This is a genomic window from Rhizobium sp. TAL182 (assembly GCF_002117725.1).
GTDB lineage: Bacteria > Pseudomonadota > Alphaproteobacteria > Rhizobiales > Rhizobiaceae > Rhizobium > Rhizobium esperanzae.
In genome coordinates this window covers 1,610,691-1,633,412 of sequence record NZ_CP021024.1, presented here as the reverse complement: position 1 = coordinate 1,633,412, position 22,722 = coordinate 1,610,691, and the positions used below count along the sequence as shown (strand labels likewise).

Below are 22,722 nucleotides of genomic sequence, written 5' to 3'. Positions count from 1 at the left end.
CTCCTCAACTGGAATGCGCTGAGGTATTAGCCTTCCGCTGTGGCAAGGGCAATACGAAGAACGACATTTGCTGAGCAAACAGCGCGCTCCGGTCATTTTGCGACAGCGCGGCACCGATGAATGGTGGCCAGATGACGCAGCCCCTCCCGGCATAAAAAACCGCGCCCGAAGGCGCGGTTCTCAAAATCACGATGCTGGGATCGCCGCTTACTGAACCGGCTGTTCCATGCCGGCCGTGGTGTCGAGCGCGAGCTCGGCATTGCCGTCCATCTGATAGATGTCGTCGCGGAACTGGACGATGCCGTCGGGCATGCCCCAGGCGGAGATGTAGACGAAATAGACCGGAACTTCGGTGGCGAGCTTGATTGGCGTGTTGACGCCGCTTGCGATCACCTGCTCCATCTGCTGGCGGTTCCAGCCCGGCGTCTCGCGCAACAGCCAGGTCGACAGGTCGCGCACGTTCTGAACGCGGACGCAGCCCGACGATTCGAAACGCATGAGCTTGTTGAACAGGCCCTGCTGCGGCGTGTCGTGCATGTATTCGCCGTTCTTGTTGTAGAAGTTGATCTTCGTCGACGCCATGGCGTTGATCTTGCCCGGGTCCTGGCGGAACATCAGGTTCGGCGCCTCGCCGTTCCAGTCGACAGTCTCCGGAGAAACCTCGTTGCCCTTGCCGTCGATCAGGCGGATCGCGTTCTTTTCGAGATAGGTCGGATCCTTGCGCATCAGCGGCATGATGTCCTTTTCGACGATCGAGCGCGGCGCGGTCCAGTATGGGTTGAGGATGACTTCGTAGATCTTCGAGTTGACGAGATGCGTCGGGCGGCTCAGACGGCCGACGACCGCGGTGTGGCGGGTGGCAACGCTGCCGTCTTCGACAGCCTCGACATAGGCGGCCGGAATGTTGACCATCAGATGGCGGCGGCCGAGATCTTCCGGGAAGGTCTGCAGGCGGACCAGGTTGGTGTTCAACTGCTGCAGGCGGACATCGGCCGGAATGTTCATCGCCTTCAGCGTGAACTCGCCGAGAACGCCGTCGGACGGCAGGCCGTGACGCGCCTGGAAGCGCTTGACGGCGCCGTCGACATAAGAATCGAAGGCGTTCGACATGCCTGCCTCGCGCGGCAGGTCGCCGGTGATCGCAAGGCGCTGGCGCAGCGCCTGGACGGCGGGAGAGGAAACGCCGAGTTGCAGGCGCTGATCACCGGGATTGACTTCAGGCCAGCCGCCGGCGGCCGCAATCTGCTGATACTGCATGATCGCCTGCTGGGCACTCGCGACCGACTGGGGACCGAGGATCGGCGTGTTGGAAACGACGGCGGTCGCCGTGCGCGAAGCCGCCTTGGCATCGAACTGGTCGTCCCAGTTGCCGCGGCGCGGCGCGTTGATCAGCGTATCGAGCGCCGACTGCGCCAATGCCGGCGCGGCCATCGCGCTGGCGCCAATCGTTACCGCGGACGCAAGGAAAGCGCGGCGCGAGAGAGCTTCATTTCCGTTTTTCTTCGACATAGTCCCAACCACTGAATGCCGCATGCAAGGAAGCGCGGCGCTTTGCGATATCACTGCGCCGCAACGCAGATCCCTATCCATTCGTTCTCCCGGCACATCGGAATATTCCGCCCGTCGCATCACAAGATTGCGATGCGAAAGTCTGAACGTTCCTGGTCCATTGAAAGCGCCGGTTGCTAACTTCCGCTGCCACACCAATATGGCCAATTCGTGTTGCCTGGACCGCAGATAGCTGCCGATGGCCGAGTCATCACGCAACGAACCATGTGACGAGGTAAATCGTGCCGGTTAATAACGGCTAAAAAACGGCTTGAATACCGGCCCTTACGCTTGGCCGCTATGCGTTGCAAAGATGCCACGCGGAGCGCAAACGGCAAAACCGGACGCGCAGGGAACACATCCGGTTTTCTTCAACCCTGAAAGGAGGTCGAGGGTCTTAGAGGCGATACATGATCGAGTCGTTCCAGAAGCGATCCAGGCGCTGGAGCAGCTTGTTCATCTGGGTGAACTCGTCGGTGCCGATCCCGCCGACCTTGTCGATCGAGGCGATGTGGCGTTCGTAGAGCTTGGCGACGGTTTCGGCTATGTCCTGGCCGGTTTCGGTCAGGCTGATGCGAACCGAGCGGCGGTCGATGCGCGAGCGCTGGTGGTTGATGAAGCCGAGGTCGACCAGCTTCTTGACGTTGTAGGAAACGTTGGAGCCGAGATAGTAGCCACGGGAGCGCAGCTCGCCGGCGGTCAGCTCGGAATTGCCGATGTTGAAAAGGAGCAGCGCCTGGATGGCGTTGACGTCGCTGCGACCCTGACGGTCGAACTCGTCCTTGATGACGTCGAGAAGACGGCGGTGAAGACGTTCGACAAGATGAAGGGATTCCATGTAAAGATCACGGATGCCCTGATCCTGTTGGTCACGGAAGTTGGATACCGCCTGCGGCTTGATTTTCGTGTTCATATTGACTGCCTCACTGTTTGTTTGGCGGTGTCGTTTTCTTCCCGCCTTGAGTGAGACCCTATCGAATACATATAAAATTCGACTTAAACCGCAGGCTTAATGGAGCCTTACCGGAAACTCCACGTTGTCTCAGGGTAAATCAACACTTACCTGGCGGCGGTGCCGGCGCTTTTCCAGCCAGAGCAACAGGCGGAAAATGCAGTAGACCGCGGCGACCATGAGATGCAGCAGGATGATCAGCTTGTTGGGCCCGAAAATGTCAGGCAGCAGACCATACATCAGGATCTGCCCGCCTGCGGCCAGCACCCAGATAACCGGCCCCCAGGAGACGGTGAGCCAGAGGCCGAGCGAGGCGACGGGAAAAAGCACGGCAAGGCTGGTGCTCGCCACCTTCCACGGCAGGCTCAAAAGATCGAAGCGGCCGGCTCCGACCAAGGAATAGCCGACGAGCATCGCCCAATATTGCAGCCCGAACCAGAAGCAGGATACGGCCACCAACCTCAGGAAGAGGATGAAGAGAAGATCCGCCAGAGTGCGTTTCGGTATTGTCGGGGAATCGGTTTCCATGGCGCAAACATCGGTTCGGGATCGGATCGTTACAAGCAGTTTTTCCGCCGCGGCCAATCGTCCGGTTTGGATTTTCCGGGCGCCATGATAATGAGCGCTCCGATAAATGGAATGGGCCAGGGATAGATATCATGCAGGATAAGACGCATCTCGTCGACGACATCACCGGCCATCGCCGCATGCGGCGCAATCGCAAGGCAGACTGGACGCGCCGGCTGGTGCAGGAGAACCGGCTGACGGTCGACGACCTGATCTGGCCGATCTTCATCGTGCCGGGCTCCGGTATCATCGATCCGATCCCCGCCATGCCCGGCGTCAACCGTATGAGCATCGACAAGGCCGTCGAGGCCGCGCGCGAAGCGGCCGACCTCGGCATTCCGGCGCTGGCGACCTTTCCCAATATCGAGATGGAGCTGCGCGACGAGACCGGCTCGAACAGCCTCGAGGCCAACAATCTGATCAATCGGGCAACAGTGGCGATCAAGAAGGCGGTGCCCAATATCGGCGTCATCACCGACGTGGCGCTCGATCCCTTCACCAGCCATGGCCATGACGGAATCCTGAGAGACGGCGAGATCGTCAACGACGAGACCGTCGACCAGGTGGCGCGCGCCGCCGTCGTGCAGGCCGATGCCGGCGCCGACATCATCGCCCCATCGGAGATGATGGACGGGCGCATCGGCGCCATCCGCAGGGCGCTCGATGCGGCCGGCCACCAGAGCGTCGGCATCATGAGCTATGCAACGAAATTCGCGTCCGCCTTTTACGGCCCCTATCGCGAGGCGATCTCGACCGGCGGGCTGCTGAAAGGCGACAAGAAGACCTATTATATCGACCCGGCTAACGGCACCGAGGCGATCCGCGACGCCGCCCTCGACGTCGAGGAAGGTGCCGACATGCTGATGGTCAAGCCCGGCCTGCCCTATCTCGACATCTGCTGGCGGATGAAGGAGGCCTTCGGCCTGCCGACCTTCGCCTACCAGGTGTCCGGCGAATATTCGCAGATCAAGGCAGCGGCGATGAACGGCTGGATCGACGGCGAACGGGCGATGCTCGAAACGCTGCTGTCGTTCAAGCGAGCGGGATGCGACGGCATCCTTACCTATTTCGCGGTCGAGGTGGCGAAAATTCTCGCAAAGAGGTGATTTCGGGGCGAATGATTGTATTTCGCCCCGCCGACACCATATCAGCGGCGTCGCTTTTGCGAGAGGAGATTGAGATGAGCTACAACCCCAATCCGCTTTATGCCGCACCGGAGGACTGGCGCGCCTATAGCGGCGTGTTGAGCCGCCGTGTCTTTGCCTTCATCCTCGATTACCTCATCGTGGCGCTGCTGTGCATTCCCGCCGCAATCGTTCTGTTCTTCCTGTCGATCGTCACGCTCGGCCTCGGCTTCTTCCTCTACCCTGCCCTCTTCGTCATCGTCGCCGGCCTTTACTTCGGCCTGACGGTCGGCGGGCCGAGCCAGGCTTCGCTCGGCATGCGGGCAATGGGGATCGCGATCGTGCGCGTCGATGGACGGCCGATGGATTTCCTGACGGCGATCGTGCATCTGGCGCTGTTCTGGATCCTCAACTCGGTGCTGACGCCGCTCATCCTGCTTGCCGGCCTGTTTATCGAGCGCAGCCGTCTCATCCACGACCTCCTGGTCGGCACGGTGACGGTACGCACTGCCTGAGACCTGCCTGTCTGAGATCCTGGCGGAGACGAAAAAGTCTCCGCCTTCCCCTGTACCGGGGATGACGACGCTCCATATCCAAGATTAGAAGACTGAAATGTACGGCGACGGCCGCCGCGCTGTTGACGTTTTCTATTCTTAGGTCATGCTGTCAGAAAACGGCACTGTCTCGACAAGGAAATTTCCGCGACACATGAATACGCAGACGACGCCATCCCCGCAGTTTTATCTGACGGCTCCGGCTGCGTGTCCGTATCTGCCGCATGAGATGGAGCGCAAGGTCTTCACCCATCTGGTCGGCCCGCGGGCCGCCGAAATGAACGACATCCTCACCCAGGGCGGGTTCCGCCGCTCGCAGAACATCGCTTACCGTCCGGCCTGCGAATCCTGTCGCGCCTGCGTTTCCGTGCGGATTCTCGCTCAGGAATTCGAACCGACGAAATCGATGAAACGGGCGCTTGCCGCCAACTCCGACGTCATCGCCACCGAATTCGCAGCCCAGCCTTCCAGCGAGCAATATTCACTCTTCCGGCGCTACCTCGATTTCCGTCACCAGCAGGGCGGCATGTCCGACATGACCGTGCTCGATTATGCGATTATGGTGGAAGACACGCATGTGAACACGCGAATCATCGAATACCGCCGGCGCGAGGAAGGCTCCGGGCTGGAAGAGCGGCCGAAGGGCGAGCTGCTTGCCGCCGCACTGACCGACACGATGAGCGACGGGCTGTCGATGGTCTATTCCTACTTCAATCCGGCGCTCGAGCGTCGTTCGCTCGGCACATTCATGATTCTCGACCATGTCAGGCGCGCGAAAGCGCTCGGCCTGCCGCATGTCTACCTCGGCTATTGGGTTCAGGGATCACGGAAAATGGACTATAAGACTCGTTTCCAGCCGCAGGAGCATCTGAGCCCGCGCGGCTGGGAGCGTTTCGACCCCTCCTCCATGCCCGAAAGCACCCACGACTGAATGTTCCCCACTGCTCTTTCCGAACATCGGAAAGGCCTGTTGCTGACGGCGATCGGCGGGCTGGCGCTTTCCATGGATATCCCGCTCGTCCGCCTTGGCGACGGCGACATTTGGTCGATTCTCGGAGTGCGGAGCGCAGCAACGGTTGTCGCCACGCTCGTCATCCTCGGAGCAATGCGCCTTGTTTCGGGCAAGTGGCCGGTGCTCGTTCCAGGGCGACCCGGTCTGATCGCCGGTCTGCTCTACGGTCTCTCTTCCCTCACCTTCGTGCTGGCCGTCTTCAACACGGCCACCGCCAATGTCGTCTTCATCGTCGCCTTCAACCCAATGTTCGGGGCTCTTCTTTCCTGGATTTTCCTCAAGGAGAAGCCCCCGGCCGCAACGTTGATCGCCATGCTGTTCATGATCCTTGGCGTTGGATTGATCGTGAGCGGAGGACTTTCCAGCGGCCATGTTTTTGGCGACGCCATGGCGCTTCTCAGCGCGCTTATTCTTGCCGCAGCCATCACCGTCGGACGGGCCTCGCGCCGGCAAATGGGCTTCGTGCCGCTGCTTGCCGCCATCCTGCCGGCTGTACTCGGCCTCACGCAGGCTCTGCCCTCAGGGCTTTCTATCGCCCATCCCGGCTGGATCCTCTTCAACGGCGCCATCGTGATGCCGGTCGCCTTCTGGTGCCTGGCGACCGGGCCACGTTATCTGTCCGCGCCTGAAGTCGGCATGTTCTATCTCTTGGAAACGGTGCTCGCGCCGATCTGGGTCTGGCTGATCTTTGCCGAAACGCCCGTAACGACGACGCTCGTCGGTGGCGGCATCCTCACGGCGACAATCGCAGTGCATTCCCTCTGGATGGCGCGACGCAAGAGCGCCAGGCAAGTCTCGTGATGTGACGTTGTCGCCTGCTCGGCGCAGGCACCTTCCCGCGGCCGGCTGATGCATAAGGCCAATTACGGTTGCGACCATGTCGTCGACTCGCCGCCGCATAGCTTTGGCCTTGCCCGCAAGCATGCATTCGTCGACGGCAACAAAAGCATCGAGATCGTCGCCGCCGGTGTATTCCTGCTCGAAAATGGGTAAGAGATTGAGACCACCGATGCCAATCTCTAGGCTTTCGTCCTCGGCGTCGCCGCCGAAGAGATGGAGGAAGAAGGCGCGACGCGCTTTCTGCGTGACTTCAGAGTGCCGCTCAACCGGTAGCCTTCAACTGCTGCTGTTCCAGTTCCCTGCCGAGCGCTTCGACGACATGCGCCCAGCCTTTCCGTGTTTTCTCCTCGTGTGCGGCCCATTCGGCGCACATTTCATGGGTCAACGTCAGGCGGCTGCCGCCGCCGAGAGGCTCGATGTCGATTTCGACGCGATCGCAATTGTGGTCGTGCTCCTCGACGGAAAAGCTGAAGACCATGCGTTGCGGGCGCTTCAATTCCAGGAAGACGCCCTGATGAAAGGCGTCGCCGGTCGGGCGACGGTCGACGACGAAGAAACGTCCGCCGACGCGCGGATCGATGTCGGCACGGATGACGTGACCATCATCGGTCGCAAACAGGAAGCGGCGGGCAATTTCGGGGTTGAGCCAGGCGTCGTAGACCACAGCGGGCGGGGCCTTGTAGGTCTGGCTGACATGCAATTTGATGGTGCTGGCGGGCATCGATTTTCCTCCGGTAGGGGCACGCGCGCCTTCCCGAAGCGCAACGAACCACAGCCGTTCCGTCCGCCCACGCAACCGGCCTTCTCTTATTTTTGATAACAGCAATGAGATAGAGAAGTTCCCGCGCCCGCCAAGAGCCGAGCGCGCAATTTAATTCGGTACAAAATCAAGGCGTTACGGCAAGTCCTTTGTGCGCCTGAACAGACACGCGGCGCTGTAAAGCCTCAGCCCGCGAATTTGCCGCTGCGCGGGAAGCCCTTCGGCACGGTGCGGCCGGCGCTGGCGCGGTCGCCCAGCCATTCGGCGAGCTCGTCCTTGTTCTTCGTGAAGGTGCGGCCGGCGCTGTCTTCCCAGACGAGGCCGTCTGATATCGCGAAGCAGCGGACGTCGGAAATGCCGCCATCCTTGTAGCGCTGCAGGCGCACGCCCTTGCCGCGCGACATTTCCGGCACCTGCGCGAGCGGGAAGACCAGCAGCTTGCGGTTTTCGCCGACGACGGCGACATGATCGCCGCTGACGGGCACCAGCAGCTGCGTTTCCTCCGGAAGCGCGACATTCATGATCTGCTTGCCTTTGCGCGTGTTGGCGACCAGTTCCGCCTCTGGAACGACGAATCCGTTGCCGGCCGTCGAGACGATCAGCTGCTTGCGCGAGGAATCGTGGACGAAGGCGGTCAGCACCGCCTGGTCGTTGTCCATGTCGACCATGATGCGCAGCGGCTCGCCATGGCCGCGACCGCCAGGCAGCTTATCGCCACCGAGCGTGAAGGCCTTGCCGCCTGTCGTGACGATCAGGATCTTGTCTGTTGTCTGCGCCGGGAAGGCGACCTTCAGGCCGTCGCCTTCCTTGAAGGTCAGCGTCGCCGTGTCGGCGATGTGGCCCTTCAGGGCGCGGATCCAGCCCTTTTCGGAAATGACGACGGTGATCGGTTCCTTCTCGATCATCGCCTGCTGGATCGCCTCTTCATCGGCCTCAGGCGCTTCGGCGAACTGAGTGCGGCGGCGGCCGACCTCGGTCGCCTTGGCGAATTTCTTCTTCACTTCGCCGATTTCCCAGGCGACCGTCTGCCACTGCTTGTCATCGGAGGCAAGCAGCGCCTCGATCTCGCTCTTTTCCTTGGTGAGTTCGTCGAACTCCTTGCGAATTTCGAACTCTTCCAGCTTGCGCAAGGCGCGCAGCCGCATGTTGAGGATTGCCTCGACCTGATTGTCGGTCAGATCCCATCGCGCCATCATGACGGGTTTCGGCTCGTCTTCCTCGCGGATGATCCGGATCACCTCGTCGATGTTGAGGTAGGCAATCAGAAGACCGCCGAGGATTTCGAGACGCTTGTCGATTGCGGCCAAACGGAAGCGTGACCGGCGCTGCAAGACCTCGCGACGATGGTCCAGCCACTCCTTCAGCACCTCGTTCAGCGCCATGACCTTGGGAATGCGCCCCATGGACAGGACGTTCATGTTGAGCGGGAAGCGGCTTTCGAGCTCCGTCAGCTTGAACATCGATTCCATCAGGATCGTCGGATCGACGCTGCGCGACTTCGGCACCAAGACGATGCGGATGTCCTCGGCCGATTCATCGCGGATGTCTTCCAACAGCGGCAGCTTGCGGGCGATCAGCAGTTCAGCGATCTTTTCGATCAGCCGCGATTTCTGCACCTGGAAAGGGATTTCGGTGACGACGATCTGGTAACCGCCACGGCCCAAATCCTCCGTCTGCCATTTCGCCCGCACGCGGAAACCGCCGCGGCCGGTGCGATAGCTCTCGATGATGCTGTCGCGGCTGTCGATGATGATGCCGCCTGTGGGGAAATCCGGGCCGGGAATGAATTCGACGAGCTTTTCGACCGTCGCATCCGGATGTTTGATCAGATGCAGGGCGGCGTCGCAAAGCTCGTGGGCATTGTGCGACGGGATCGAGGTCGCCATGCCGACGGCGATGCCGGAGGAGCCGTTGGCGAGCAGGTTCGGGAAGGCGCCCGGAAGGACAACCGGCTCGGAATTCGATTCGTCATAGGTGTCGCGGAAATCGACGGCGTCCTGATCGATGCCTTCGAGCAGCAGTTCGGAGACCGCCGTCATCTTCGATTCGGTGTAACGCATGGCGGCGGGGCTGTCGCCGTCGATATTGCCGAAATTGCCCTGGCCGTTGACCAGCGTGTAGCGCTGCGAGAAATCCTGGGCGAGACGGGCAAGCGCGTCATAGATCGACTGGTCGCCGTGCGGATGGTAGTTACCCATTACCTCGCCGACGATCTTGGCGCATTTGCGGAAGGCCGAGGTCGGCCTCAGCCCCATCTCGTTCATGGCATAGACGATGCGGCGATGGACGGGCTTCAGCCCGTCGCGCACGTCAGGCAAGGCGCGATGCATGATGGTCGACAGCGCATAAGCGAGATAGCGCTGCTCGAGCGCCGCCTTGAGGTCGACCGGCTGGATGTTGTCGTCGTCTCCGCCGGAAGGCGGCAAAATCTCTTGTCCCATGGGTCCTGACTAGCCCAGAAGTGGCCGGCGGGCAAGGAATCCGGGCCATTGCAGCTGTGGATGAAGTCTTGGCACCGACATCAAAGGATGAGACAAACGTTCCGCCGCAATTTGGACTTCGTTTGCCGTTCCTTTCAACAGAAATTTAGAAGTCCGTAAATATAAAGCGGGCCCAATCCGTAGTAGCGTAACTGCAGATTTTAGAACCGCCACACGCCACCAGAGGAATCACCCCATGAACTTTTACCGGACAACGCGGCTGATGCTGTCGAGCGCAGCCTTTTTCTCGCTCGCCGGCTCGGCCTTCGCTCTCGATGGCACCGATCTGCTGAACAAGATCAATGCCGCTTATGCCGCACAGGGTGGGACGATTGCAGCTGAGAACATCGACATCGACGGCACGACCGTGACGTTGAAGAATGTCACCCTCAAGCCGACCGGCGGCGAAAGCCTGCCCATCGGCGAAATCACCCTTTCCGGCGTCGAAGAAGACGAAGACGGCGGCTATTACATCGAAGAAGCTGCCTTCCCCGACATCAACAAGACCCAAGACGGCGTGACTTTGACCGCGCAGGAGCTGACGCTCGGCGGCATCTCCGTGCCGGCAACGGCTGGCGGCGACACGCTCGACACCATGATGCTCTACGAAACCGCCCATACCGGCCCGCTGAAGGTGGTCAAGGACGGTGCGGAAGTGTTCTCGCTGCTCCAAACCGACATGAACCTGACGCTGCGCGAAGACGAATCCGGCTTCGATTTCGACGGCGCCTTCAAAAGCATGAAGGCCGATCTCAGCAAGGCCGAAGACGCGCAGAGCAAGGACGCGATCGAGAAGCTCGCCCTGCAGCACGTCCAGGGCGACATTACCATGAAGGGCGCCTGGGAACTCGCGCCCGGCACGATCGATATTTCGGAATTCGCCTTCGACTTCACCAATATCGGCAAGCTGAATCTTGGCTTCAAGATCTCGGGTTACACGATGGCCTTCATGAAATCGATGCAGGATGCGATGAAGGAATCCGAAGCCAATCCGAACAAGGAACAGTCGCAGCAGGCGCTCGGCCTTGCCATGCTCGGCCTGATGCAGCAACTGTCCTTCGAGGCCGCACAGGTGCGTTTCGAAGATGCGTCGATCACCAAGCGCGCGCTTGATTACGCCGGCTCGCAGCAGAACATGTCCGGCAAGCAGATGGCGGATTCGCTGAAGGCGATGACGCCGATCATGCTGGCGCAGCTCAATATCCCGGAACTGCAGAACGCCGTTTCGGCCGCGGTCAACACCTTCCTCGACGACCCGAAGAGCTTGACCGTCAAGGCCGCTCCCGAAAAGCCGGTGCCGTTCCCAACGATCGTCGGTGCTGCCATGGGCGCTCCGAACACGCTGCCGCAGGTGCTCGGCGTCAAGGTTTCGGCTAACGACTGATCGTTTGGCTTTCTTCATGAGAGCAGGCTCGGCAGTTCCGCCGCCGAGCGTTAGGCATGTGCAGGCATCGGCACAAATGAAAAGCCCGGCGATTGCGATCGCCGGGCTTTCTCATTCGAAAACGAACCGAACTCAGTCCTTCTTGACCGGCGGGATCGGCCGGATCGCCAGTTCGCGCAACTGCGTCGGCGTTGCCGGGCTCGGTGCGCCCATCAGCAAGTCCTGAGCCTGCTGGTTCATCGGGAAGAGCGAGATTTCGCGCAGATTCTTCGCGCCGACGAGCAGCATGATGATGCGGTCGATACCAAAGGCAGCGCCGCCATGTGGGGGCGCGCCATACTGGAAGGCGCGGTAGAGGCCGCCGAAGCGGTCCTCGACGTCCTGCTGGCTGAGGCCGATCTTCTCGAAGGCGGCAACCATGGTTTCCGGCGACTGGTTGCGGATCGAACCGGAGGCGATCTCGAAGCCGTTGCAGACGGCGTCATACTGGAAGGCCTTGATCGTCAAAGGATCCTGGTTCTGCAGCGCGTCGAGGCCACCCTGCGGCATCGAGAACGGATTATGGGCGAAATCGACCTTCTTCTCTTCCTCGCTCCATTCGAAGAACGGGAAATCGACGATCCAGCAGAGTTCGAAGCGGTCGCGGTCGACGAGGTTGAGTTCTTCGCCGGCCTTGGTGCGGGCCTCACCGGCAAACTTGTAGAATTTTTCCGGCTCGCCGGCGACGAAGAAGCAGGCGTCGCCGTCACCGAGACCGAGCTGGGTGCGGATCGCATCGGTGCGCTCCTCGCCGATGTTCTTGGCGAGCGGTCCGGCGCCTTCGAGCTTCTCGCCTTCCTTGCGCCAGAAGATGTAGCCGAGGCCCGGCTGGCCCTGGCTCTGCGCCCAGGCGTTCATGCGGTCGCAGAAAGCGCGCGAGCCACCGGTTTTGGCCGGAATCGCCCAGACCTGGACCTTCGGGTTAGAAGCGATCATGCCGGCGAAGACCTTGAAGCCGGAGCCGGCGAAATGCTCGGTCACCGCTTCCATGACGATCGGGTTGCGCAGATCCGGCTTGTCCGTACCATATTTGCGGATCGCCTCGTCATAGGGAATGCGCGGCCATTCCTTGGTGACCGGCTTGCCTTCGGCGAACTCCTCAAAAATCTGGGTCATCAGCGGACCCATGGTGTTCCAGACGTCTTCCTGGGTAACGAAGCTCATTTCGAGGTCGAGCTGGTAGAATTCGCCCGGCAGGCGATCGGCGCGCGGGTCTTCGTCACGGAAGCACGGCGCAATCTGGAAATAGCGGTCGAAACCTGCGACCATCAGCAGCTGCTTGTACAGCTGCGGCGCCTGCGGCAGAGCGTAGAAGGTGCCGGGATGAATCCGGCTCGGCACGAGGAAGTCGCGCGCGCCTTCCGGCGAGGAGGCCGTCAGGATCGGCGTGGCATACTCGGTGAAGCCTGCGCTGCCCATTTCACGGCGCATGGCCGAAATAACCTGGGTGCGCTTGACGATGTTCTTGTGCAGGGTTTCGCGGCGAAGATCGAGGAAGCGATACTTGAGGCGAACGTCTTCAGGATATTCAGGCTCGCCGAAGACCGGCAGCGGCAATTCCTTGGCGGCGGAGAGCACCTCGATTTCCTGCGCGTAGAGCTCGATTTCACCGGTCGCCATCGTCTTGTTGACGGTGTCCTCGGTGCGGGCCTTGACGAGGCCGTCGATCCGGATGACCCATTCGCCACGCACGGTCTCGGCCAGCTTGAAGGCCGGGCTGTCGGGATCGGCGACGACCTGGGTGATGCCGTAATGATCGCGAAGGTCGATGAACAGAACGCCGCCATGGTCGCGAACGCGATGGACCCAGCCGGCGATGCGGACGGTCGAGCCGACATCCGTCTTGCGGAGGGCGGCACATGTGTGGCTGCGGTAGCGATGCATGATCTCAAATCCTGGCATGTGGCTGAAGACGGCAGCAGGGGTTCGAAGATCCTCCCGCGCCGACAAGAAAATCGGGCGGAAAAGCGCATGGACGCTCCGATTTGTCAAGGCTTAGCGCGCCCAGCCCCTGGGTTTGGCATGCGTTTGTGGCGAGGCTGCGACCCGCAGGCTGCGGCAGTTTGGTCGCGTTTCCCATATTGATGAAGATGCGGCTCAACTTTAAAAGGATCGGCATTCTCGTCCTGGAGCCTCTGCATGCCTCTGCTGACCCGCCGCAACCTTCTGAAGGCATCCGCCGTCGCCGGCGCCTATGGCGCCGGCATCGCCGTTGCAGGCAAATTCGGGCTTGCCGAGGCGGCGCCGGAGCCGCAGCTGCTGACGGCTGTGAAAACCGAGGCCTTGCTGACCGAGGCGGGGCCGACCAGAGATGTCATGAGCTGGGGCCATGACGGCATGCCGCCGGTTCTGAGGATGACCAAGGGGCGGCCCTACGCGGCAAGGCTGAAAAACGGGCTCGACGAGCCGACGACGATCCACTGGCACGGGCTTCGCATCGACAACCGCATGGATGGCGTGCCCTTCGTGACGCAGCCCTATATCTATACCGGCGACAGCTTCGATTATGTCTTCACGCCGCCCGATGCCGGCACCTTCTGGTATCATCCGCATTGCAACACGCTGACGCAGATGGGACACGGCATGACCGGCATGCTCGTCGTCGAGGATCCGGCCGATCCGGAGTTCGACACGGAGGTGCTGCTCAATCTGCGCGACTGGCGGCTCGGAGGCGACGGGCAGTTCATCGCGCCCTTCCGGCCGCGCGACGCTGCCAAGAGCGGCACCTACGGCACGGTGCGCACGGCCAACTGGCGCCAGGAGCCGCAATATGATGCGCCGGCCGGCGGGCTGGTGCGGCTGCGCATCGCCATCACCGACGTGACGCGCATTTTCTCGCTGACGATGGCGGGCGCAGATGCGACCGTCATCGCCATCGACGGCAATCCGGTGCCGAAACGCTTTCCCCTCGAGCTCCTGCAGATCGGGCCGGGCCAGCGGCTCGATCTTGCCGTACGCATGCCAGATGGCGAAGGCGCCGTCGCGACGCTGGAAGACATTCGCGGCACGGCGCCGAAAACGATCGCCAGCCTGCGTGCGGTCGGAGCATCGCTGAAGCGCCATATCGGCGATCTCGGACCTCTTGGCCGAAATCCTGTTCCGAAGGCCGATCTTTCCGCTGCCGAACAGATCCCGCTCGTGTTGAGCGCCACAGCGGAAAATGCCGCCGTGGAAAGTATCTGCGGCACGCTCGGCTACAGCTTCTGGGCGATCAACAAGGTGCCCTGGCCCGGAGACACGCCCGATCCGACGGCGCCGCTGGCGGAACTGAAGCTCGGCAGGAGCTATGTCTTCAACCTCGAGAACACCACGCCGCACGCGCATCCGATCCACCTGCACGGAATGAGCTTCACGGTGATCTCCTCCTCGACGCGCGAGGTGATGCCGCTGGTGTCCGACACCTACCTCGTCCAACCGGATGAGAAGGTACAATTGGCCCTTGTCGCCGACAATCCCGGCGACTGGGTGCTGCATTGCCATATCATCGAACATCAGAAGACGGGAATGACCAGCTATATCAGAGTGAGCTGAAGCATTCGCCTTGCCTCAGTTTGGACGTGATTCTTCTTCAGCAATGCGCGAAGCCTGTGCTGTTGTATTGACATATCGAAGCGAAAGGAGAAGGAAGGTTCAACCAACCTTTTCCTTGCGAATGAATTGATATGATCGAAACCACCGCCGATTTGGCGGCCGCCTGCAAAGAGCTGGCCAAGTCCGACTTCATCACCATTGACACCGAATTCCTGCGCGAAACGACCTTTTGGCCGGAGCTCTGCCTGATCCAGATGGCAAGCCCGACACTGGAAGTTCTCGTCGATCCGCTGGCGAAGGGCATCGACCTCGCCCCCTTCTTCGAGCTGATGGCGGACACGAAGGTGTTGAAGGTCTTTCACGCGGCGCGCCAGGACATCGAAATCATCTTTAATCGCGGCAATCTCATTCCGCATCCGATCTTCGACACGCAGGTCGGAGCCATGGTCTGCGGTTTCGGCGACAGCGTCTCCTATGACCAGCTGGTCAGCCGCATCAAGAACGTCCATATCGACAAGTCGTCGCGCTTCACCGACTGGAGCCGCCGACCACTCTCCGAGAAGCAGCTGGAATATGCGCTGGCCGACGTCACGCATCTGCGCGATGTCTACCTGTCGCTGAAGGCCGAACTCGATCGGGAAGGCCGCACATCGTGGCTGCGCGAGGAAATGGACATTCTCGAAGCGCGTGAAACCTACGACATGCATCCCGACGACGCCTGGCAGCGTCTGAAGATGCGCTTGCGCAAGCCGCAGGAGCTGGCGGTCCTGAAATATGTCGCCGCCTGGCGTGAGCGCGAGGCGCGGGCCCGCAATGTGCCGCGTTCGCGCGTCTTGAAGGACGATGCGATCTATGAGGTCGCCCAGCAGCAGCCTAAGGATTCCGAAGCGCTCGGCCGCCTGCGCACCATTCCGAAGGGCTGGGAGCGTTCGGCCGCCGGGACGGCGGTGGTCGAGGCGGTCAATGCGGCGCTCGCCCTTCCGAAAGCCGAGATGCCGCATGTGCCTCGTCAGGCACAGGCCCCGGAAGGCGCAGCTGCCGCCGTCGAACTCTTGAAGGTGCTGCTGAAGCTGATCTCGGAGAAACATGGCGTGGCGCCGAAAGTGATCGCCAACAGCGAGGATCTCGATAAGATTGCCGCCGATGGCGAGAAGGCCGATGTTGCTGCCCTGCACGGCTGGCGGCGTGATCTTTTCGGCGAGCCGGCGCTGCAGCTGATCCAAGGCCAGATCGGGCTGCGTTTCGCCGGCCGAAAGGTTGAAACCGTCAGCCTCTGAAAGCAAATCGAATTCGCTTGACGCTTTTTTCCCAGCTGAAACAATGACTGGAGGAAACCTCAGGCGAAGAGGCGGCATGCGGGAAATATCTCCAACGCAGAACTGGATTTTGATCGCGATCGTGCTGGCTGCCAGCGGCGTCGTTTACGATCTGATGTTCTACTCCAATCAGACGCCCGTCATCGGGGCGATCTTCGCGCTCTTCATCGGCATGCCGATTCTCGCCTTCGAGCGCAAAGTTCTGTTTCGCACCCTCTACAGACGCATCCAGAGGCTGCCGACCTTCGTGTTCATCATCACGGAACTGGTGATCTACGAGATCCTGATGAGCATAGGCTTCGCCTGCGCCGGCCTCCTGCTCTGGTCGCTCGGCATGCTGAAGCCGTCGTCGTTCCTCGACCTCGTCATCATGCCGTTCGAGGTCTTCCTCTATGCGCTTGCCGTCTGCTCGGCACTGATCTTCATCCTGCGCGTACGGGAATTGCTCGGCCGCGAAGTATTCGTCAGCATGCTCATCAGCCGCTATCGCAATCCGGTCAAGGAAGAGCGTGTCTTCCTCTTCATCGATCTCGTTGATTCGACAGCTTTTGCCGAAAAACATGGCGACCTCAGAGCACAGCAGCTGCTGAGCTCACTGTTTGCGACCTTCGCGGAACCAGTGCGGCGCCACAAGGGCATGATCAACGACTATGTCGGCGATGCGGCGATCATTACCTGGCCGCTTGCCCGCGGCGTCAAGGATGCGCGCTGCGTTCGCTGCATCTTCGATATCCTCGCCGATATCGAAGCCAATGCCGCCGGCTGGCGGAAAAATTACGGCCAGGTGCCGAAGCTTCGCGTTGCCCTTCATGGCGGCGATATCATCACGGCGGAAGTCGGCGTCGACCACCACAAGATCAGCTATTTCGGCGATACGGTGAATACGACCGCCCGGCTGGAGACGCTCTGCCGCAGCCTGAACCGGCAGGTGCTGATCTCCGCGGAGCTGGCCCGGCGCATGACTTTTCCCGACGACATTTCCTGCGAAGATCTCGGGATCCATGCCGTCAAGGGACGCGGCCAGGCACTCGGCGTCATGGCACTGTCCTCGCGTGCGGTGACCGTTCTGAACACGCCCGCAGTCGTTCTGCACGGCTGAGCAAGTCCATTTATCACGCGTCACCAAAGCTTCACCCAACCGTCAATTCGCTGATACGGAAGCCCTGTTAAGCGGAAGCCATTCGCATCCGTTTCATGGGGATATTATGAAGAACCTCCTTTTTGCGTCCGTATCGCTTTTCATGCTGATTGCCGGCCCCGTTTCGGCCGACCAGCAGCAGTTCCCGGCCAAGCTCGCTGGCCAGGCGATCCTGCCTGCCAACACCATGGTCCCGGCTCCGGCCGACGCGCCTGACTTCCTCAAGCATTCCGGCAAGTTCACGACGCCGGACCGCAAGCGCACCGAAGCGCTCGGCACCGTTCCCGGCAAGGACGGCGCCCGCGTGACCGATCTGAAGCTTCCGTTCGACGGCCAACCGATCCAGGGTTTCTCGGGCATCAAGACGATGGCCGATGGCACCTTCTGGACGCTCTCCGATAATGGCTTCGGTTCCAAGGCCAACTCGTCCGACTCCATGCTGTTCCTGCACCAGATGAAGTTCGATTGGACTGTCAACAAGGCTGAGGTCGTCAAGAACCTCTTCCTCTCCGATCCGAACAAGATCGCCCCCTTCCCGATCGTGCTCGAAGGCACGGATACGCGCTACCTCACCGGTGCCGACTTCGACATCGAGTCGATTCAGCCGGTTGCCGACGGCTTCTGGCTCGGCGATGAATTCGGTCCCTATATCCTCAAGGTCGATACCGAAGGTCGCCTGACGGACGTGATCCCGACCACGCTCGACGGCAAGCCGGTGCTCTCGCCCGACAATCCGCTGATCCAGCTGCCGGGCAATCCGGCCGCCAAGATGCCGGTCTTCAACCTGAAGCGCTCCGGCGGCTTCGAAGGCCTTGCCATGTCGAAGGACGGATCCAAGCTCTACGGCCTGCTGGAAGGCGCCATCTACAAGGATGACGGCACGATGGAAACAGCCGACGGCCACACAGCCATCCGCGTCATCGAATTCGACGTCGCCGCGAAGAAGTGGACCGGCCGCAGCTGGCTTTATCCGTTCGAGGGCAAGGGCGTGTCGATCGGCGATTTCAACATGCTCGATGACGCCACCGCTCTCGTCATCGAGCGCGACAGCGGCGCCGGTACCAGCGACAAGGCCTGTGCCGACCCGAAGCAGCCGAAGTCGGATTGCTTCGAAGCTCCGGCCGTGCTGAAGCGCGTCTACAAGATCGAATTCAACGATGCCAATGCCGGCAAGGCTGTACGCAAGATCGGTTACATCGATCTCCTTGATATTCAGGACCCCGACAACAAAAAGAAGGCTGGCAGCAAGGACGGCGTCTATGACATGCCGTTCGTCACCATCGAAAACGTCGACCGCGTCGACGCCACGCACATCATCATCGGTAACGACAACAATCTGCCCTTCTCGGCCGGCCGCTCTGTCGACAAGGCTGATGACAACGAGTTCAGCCTGCTCGAGGTTGGCGAGTTTTTGAATGCGAAGTAATTGGGGGTTCTAGTGTGAGATTGAGAGGGCGGTGCGTCAGTGCCGCCCTTGTTGCGGCGGTTGTGCCGTGCGCGCCCCTTGCCCAGCCGGGCATTTCCCCCCAACAGGTAGGAGATTGGCTGGGCGCAACGATTCCACCAAACAATACTGCTTAGCATCAGTAGATTGCTGGAAAGGGACCGAGCGATCACCTCCTGCCAATCTCCACCCTTGTGGGGGAGATGCCCGGCAGTGCAGAGGGGGTGCCCATGGCCCAACCGCCGCAAATCAACCTACTCGAACCGAAACGCCAGCCTCTTGTTCGTCAGCCTCGACAGCTGCTGCAGGCGGCCGTCCAGGCGCTCGCCGGCGAAGTCCCGGTATTCCGGCGGTACCACGAATTCGAGGTCGAAGTCCGGGTTTGACGATTTGCGGAAGGTCAGGTTCTTGACGATGCCGGGCATGGAGGCCGAGAAGAGATAGACGACCCGCAGCATGCCGCCGAGCAGTTTGGCGCGGTCGATGAACTGAGGGGTGGCGATCTGCGCCAGCGGACCGGTGGCGCCGTCGTCATGCAAGCCCTCGAAACGGTAATAATTGGTGAGCGCGATGAAGGCGCGGCCGGGATGGCTGATGCCGACGAAGGAGGAGTGGGCGATGACGTTCAGCGCCTGCAGGCCGCGATAGTCGGGATGGGCGCGCCAGCTGATATCGGCAAGCAGACAGGCGGCCTGACGATAGCGGCTTTCCTCTTCGGTTTCCTGGACGCCGAACAAGGGCATCATCCGACCGGTCCATTCCGCCAGCTCGCGGGCATGCTCCGGCGAACGGGCACGCAGGATCGCCAGTTCGCCGGCGGCAGCCAACAACGGATCGGCGCGGCGCTCGGCCTCCGACAGCAGCGAATAGAGATATCCCTCGCGCACGCCCTGCGCCGAGAAGGAAATCACCGACGGCTTCATGACGCTCAATACTTCCTTCATGGCGATGGCGCCGAAGGGCAGCAGCGAACGGCGATGCTTGGAGACCGCCTGAAGGGCCGGCTCCTTGGAATCGCGCGCGGTGGCCACCTGATCGAGGAACAGCATCATCGCTTCGAGCGACACTTCATAACCCTGCATCATGTGCAGCGGATAATTGGTAATCTCCATGTGCAGCTTGGCGATGTTTCGCCAGGTGCCGCCGACGGCGTAGAAGGTGCGCCCCTCGCCTTTCGCCAGGAGCTTTGCCGTTTTCACCTGCTTGCGGGCAAAAGTTCGCGCCTTGGGGAGCGAGCCGCCGGCATATTCCGACAGGCGCAGACCGCCAAGCGGCAGCGTAATGCCCTTGCCGACCTCCTTGCCCTTGATGTCGATCAGTTCAAGAGAACCGCCGCCGAGGTCGCCGGCAATGCCGTCAGGATTGAAGAAGCCGCTGATGATGCCGAGCGAGGCGAAGCGAGCCTCCTCCTCACCTGACAGCACCCGGACGTGGCGCTGCAGGATCGTCTCGGCCTGATGGATGAAGTCGGGACCGTTGCTCGCCTCGCGGGCGGCGGCCGTCGCCAGCACATACATGGTGGCGGCCCGCGCCTGATCGGACAGGGCCTTGAAACGGTGGAGCGCCGCCAGAGCCCGGGCGACGCTCTCTTCATCCATCTTGCCGGTGACGGCTATGCCTTTGCCGAGGCCGCAGAGGACCTTTTCGTTGAAGAGGATCGTAGGCGAACGGGACAGGCCTTCGTAGACGACAAGACGAATGGAATTCGATCCGATGTCGACGACGGAGACCGGGGCGATCCCTGGAAGGCGCCCCTGGGCTTCAGATTCAACCATATGGTCCAGTTTTACTTGTTGTTGCGGCCTTCGAGCAGACCGGCGATCAGTTTCGGCGCGCTTGATTTCAGAGCTTCACCACGGCCCGACAGGCTCGGATTGGTCATGAAATACTGCTGCGCATTGAACGGTTCCTCGCCCCTGCGCACTTCCATGCGCCGCGACGTACCGTCGGGCAATATCTCGTAGCTTTGTTGATTGTCAATCACGTTGCCGAGCATAATCTGTGACAAGACCTGCTCATGAACAGTCGGATTCGTCAGCGGAACCATGGTCTCGACGCGGCGGTCGAGATTTCTCGGCATCATGTCGGCCGAGCCGATATAGACCAGCGCCTTGTCCGACGGCAGGCCATGGCCGTTGCCGAAGCAGAAGATACGGCTGTGTTCGAGGAAGCGGCCGACGATCGACTTGACGCGGATCTTCTCCGAGAGACCGGGCACCTGCGGACGCAGGCAGCAGATGCCGCGCACGACGAGATCGATTTCGACGCCGGCATGGCTGGCGCGATAGAGCGCATCGATGATGTCGGGGTCGACAAGCGAGTTCATCTTCATCCAGATCGCCGCCGGCCCACCGTTCCTGGCATGCTGAATCTCTTCCTCGATGTGGCGCAGGATACGCGAGCGCAACGTATAGGGCGAGACGGCGAGCTGCATGCCCTCTTCAGGTTCGCCGTAGCCGGTGATGAAGTTGAAGATGTTCGCCATGTCGTGGGCGATGACGGGATTGCAGGTGAAATAGGAGAGATCCGTATAGATCTTGGCGGTGATCGGGTGGTAGTTGCCGGTTCCCAAGTGACAATAGGTTCTGAGCTTCCCTTCCTCGCGGCGGACGATCATCGACATCTTGGCGTGGGTCTTGAGCTCGATGAAACCGAATACGACCTGCACGCCGGCGCGTTCGAGATCGCGCGCCCAGCGGATATTCGCCTCTTCGTCGAAACGGGCCTTGAGTTCCACCAGCGCCGTCACCGACTTGCCGGCTTCGGCGGCATCGACCAGAGCGCGGACGATCGGGCTGTCGTTAGACGTGCGGTAAAGCGTCTGCTTTATCGCCAGAACGTCAGGATCGCGCGCAGCCTGGAGAAGGAACTGGACCACCACATCGAAGGATTCATAGGGGTGATGGACGACCATGTCCTTCTCGCGGATGGCGGCGAAGCAGTCGCCGGCATGTTCGCGGACGCGCTCAGGAAATCGCGCATTGTAGGGCTGAAACCTGAGATCGTCGCGCGGCGCCTTGGTGATCTCGGACAGAGTGTTCAGCGCCAGGAGCCCCGGCAGAACGGCGACGCGATTGTCGGGGATGCTGAGTGCCTGCACGACGAACTGACGCAGCGAGGCCGGCATTTCCGAATCGGTCTCGATGCGGATGACTTTGCCGCGGCGGCGCCGCTTCAGTGCCGTCTCGAAAAAGCGCACGAGATCCTCGGCCTCTTCCTCGACTTCGATATCACTGTCGCGGATGACGCGGAACGTACCGGAACCCTGCACCTCGTAGCCCGGATAGAGACGGTGGATGAAGATATTGGCGACGTCTTCCAGCGTGATGTAGCGGATTGTGTTCGCGTCATCCGGCAGGCGGACGAAGCGGTCGAGCGCCGGCGGCAGGCGCAGCAGTGCCGTCATCGGTTCGCGGCCATTCTTGCTGACGAGCTGCAGCCCGATCGAAAAACCGAGATTGGGAATGAAGGGGAACGGATGGGCCGGATCGATGGATAGCGGCGTCAACACCGGGAAGATCGCCTGTTCGAATTCGGCCGCCAGCCACTGGCGGTCTGCATCACTCAGGGCGCCCGGGCGCACGATCAGAATATCTTCCTTGGCGAGATACTGCTGCAGCACCGCGAGCGAGGCCTGCTGCTCCATCTGCAGATGGTCGATCTCCTGCAGGATCGAATCGAGCTGTTCGGCCGGTGTCTTGCCGTCAGGGCTGCGGATGGCGATGTTCTGGCGCACCTGACCTTCGAGGCCGGCGACGCGCACCATGAAGAACTCGTCGAGGTTGGCGGCCGAAATCGACAGGAAGCGGACGCGCTCGAGCAGCGGATGTTCGGTATTCAGCGTCTCTTCCAGGACACGGCGGTTGAACTGCAGCCAGGAGAATTCGCGGTTGATGAAGCGCTCGGGGCTTGCCAGCAACTCTTCCAGCGGGGGCACGTTGTCGTTGGTTTCCGGAGTGAGTTCCTGATGTTCTGCGACTGCGCTGTCCATGGTCGGCTTACCCCGTTTTCAATCGCGACGGCAATTATATCA

Annotated in this window: 18 protein-coding genes; 10 read left to right on the top strand and 8 right to left on the bottom strand. The window is 61.1% G+C overall.

The features are described from left to right. Window positions 1-207: 207 nt before the first annotated feature. The 3 genes from Tal182_RS08210 to Tal182_RS08200 all read right to left on the bottom strand — a co-directional run bounded on the left by Tal182_RS08210 (window position 208) and on the right by Tal182_RS08200 (window position 3,028). A complete protein-coding gene (locus Tal182_RS08210) occupies window positions 208-1,509 on the bottom strand; it encodes a L,D-transpeptidase family protein (RefSeq protein ID WP_085859127.1) in 1,302 nt (433 codons plus the stop codon). Window positions 1,510-1,945: 436 nt separating this feature from the next. Further along, entirely contained in the window at window positions 1,946-2,461 is a 516-nt protein-coding gene (locus tag Tal182_RS08205; RefSeq protein ID WP_004673822.1) for a MarR family winged helix-turn-helix transcriptional regulator, read from the bottom strand. Between the two features lie 129 nt (window positions 2,462-2,590). Continuing rightward, entirely contained in the window at window positions 2,591-3,028 is a 438-nt protein-coding gene (locus Tal182_RS08200; RefSeq protein ID WP_064811669.1) for a DUF6163 family protein, read from the bottom strand. Between the two features lie 131 nt (window positions 3,029-3,159). On the opposite strand from Tal182_RS08200, the gene hemB reads away from it, so the two are divergent. The 5 genes from hemB to Tal182_RS32670 all read left to right on the top strand — a co-directional run bounded on the left by hemB (window position 3,160) and on the right by Tal182_RS32670 (window position 6,750). Beyond that, window positions 3,160-4,173: a porphobilinogen synthase gene (hemB, locus tag Tal182_RS08195; RefSeq protein WP_085859126.1), complete on the top strand. Its 1,014-nt coding sequence runs from the start codon at window positions 3,160-3,162 to the stop codon at window positions 4,171-4,173. Window positions 4,174-4,247: 74 nt separating this feature from the next. After that, window positions 4,248-4,706, top strand: a complete 459-nt coding sequence (locus tag Tal182_RS08190) for an RDD family protein (protein WP_064801688.1) — start codon at window positions 4,248-4,250, stop codon at window positions 4,704-4,706. A gap of 193 nt (window positions 4,707-4,899) precedes the next feature. Continuing rightward, a complete protein-coding gene (locus Tal182_RS08185) occupies window positions 4,900-5,676 on the top strand; it encodes an arginyltransferase (RefSeq protein ID WP_085859125.1) in 777 nt (258 codons plus the stop codon). Further along, window positions 5,677-6,558 carry a DMT family transporter gene (locus tag Tal182_RS08180; protein WP_085859124.1) on the top strand — a complete coding sequence of 294 codons (882 nt, stop codon included), beginning with the start codon at window positions 5,677-5,679 and terminating at the stop codon, window positions 6,556-6,558. 48 nt (window positions 6,559-6,606) lie between these two features. Next, window positions 6,607-6,750 carry a hypothetical protein gene (locus tag Tal182_RS32670; protein WP_237350449.1) on the top strand — a complete coding sequence of 48 codons (144 nt, stop codon included), beginning with the start codon at window positions 6,607-6,609 and terminating at the stop codon, window positions 6,748-6,750. Between the two features lie 109 nt (window positions 6,751-6,859). Here Tal182_RS32670 and Tal182_RS08170 read toward each other — a convergent pair whose 3' ends face one another. Both Tal182_RS08170 and parC read right to left on the bottom strand, forming a co-directional pair. Then, window positions 6,860-7,318: an SRPBCC domain-containing protein gene (locus Tal182_RS08170; protein WP_064801682.1), complete on the bottom strand. Its 459-nt coding sequence runs from the start codon at window positions 7,316-7,318 to the stop codon at window positions 6,860-6,862. Between the two features lie 224 nt (window positions 7,319-7,542). Then, window positions 7,543-9,798, bottom strand: coding sequence for a DNA topoisomerase IV subunit A (gene parC, locus Tal182_RS08165; protein ID WP_064810072.1), 2,256 nt, complete (start codon window positions 9,796-9,798; stop codon window positions 7,543-7,545). A gap of 235 nt (window positions 9,799-10,033) precedes the next feature. Between parC and Tal182_RS08160 the strand changes: the two genes are divergently transcribed. Beyond that, window positions 10,034-11,221, top strand: coding sequence for a hypothetical protein (locus tag Tal182_RS08160; RefSeq protein WP_085859123.1), 1,188 nt, complete (start codon window positions 10,034-10,036; stop codon window positions 11,219-11,221). A 132-nt stretch (window positions 11,222-11,353) separates the two neighbouring features. Here Tal182_RS08160 and aspS read toward each other — a convergent pair whose 3' ends face one another. Further along, entirely contained in the window at window positions 11,354-13,144 is a 1,791-nt protein-coding gene (aspS, locus tag Tal182_RS08155) for an aspartate--tRNA ligase (protein ID WP_085860885.1), read from the bottom strand. 255 nt (window positions 13,145-13,399) lie between these two features. On the opposite strand from aspS, the gene Tal182_RS08145 reads away from it, so the two are divergent. From Tal182_RS08145 to Tal182_RS08130, 4 genes are all read left to right on the top strand, one after another. Beyond that, the gene (locus Tal182_RS08145; protein WP_085859122.1) at window positions 13,400-14,791 is read left to right on the top strand and encodes a multicopper oxidase family protein; all 1,392 of its coding nucleotides are present in this window, start codon (window positions 13,400-13,402) and stop codon (window positions 14,789-14,791) included. Window positions 14,792-14,922: 131 nt separating this feature from the next. Next, entirely contained in the window at window positions 14,923-16,068 is a 1,146-nt protein-coding gene (gene rnd / locus Tal182_RS08140; RefSeq protein ID WP_064801674.1) for a ribonuclease D, read from the top strand. A gap of 76 nt (window positions 16,069-16,144) precedes the next feature. Beyond that, the gene (locus Tal182_RS08135; protein WP_085859121.1) at window positions 16,145-17,206 is read left to right on the top strand and encodes an adenylate/guanylate cyclase domain-containing protein; all 1,062 of its coding nucleotides are present in this window, start codon (window positions 16,145-16,147) and stop codon (window positions 17,204-17,206) included. Between the two features lie 106 nt (window positions 17,207-17,312). Further along, window positions 17,313-18,671, top strand: coding sequence for an esterase-like activity of phytase family protein (locus Tal182_RS08130; protein ID WP_085859120.1), 1,359 nt, complete (start codon window positions 17,313-17,315; stop codon window positions 18,669-18,671). Between the two features lie 272 nt (window positions 18,672-18,943). Here the strand turns inward: Tal182_RS08130 and ppx are convergent, their stop codons facing one another. Next, window positions 18,944-20,464, bottom strand: a complete 1,521-nt coding sequence (gene ppx, locus Tal182_RS08125; RefSeq protein ID WP_064801668.1) for an exopolyphosphatase — start codon at window positions 20,462-20,464, stop codon at window positions 18,944-18,946. Between the two features lie 11 nt (window positions 20,465-20,475). After that, entirely contained in the window at window positions 20,476-22,680 is a 2,205-nt protein-coding gene (locus Tal182_RS08120) for an RNA degradosome polyphosphate kinase (RefSeq protein WP_085859119.1), read from the bottom strand. Window positions 22,681-22,722: the final 42 nt, after the last annotated feature.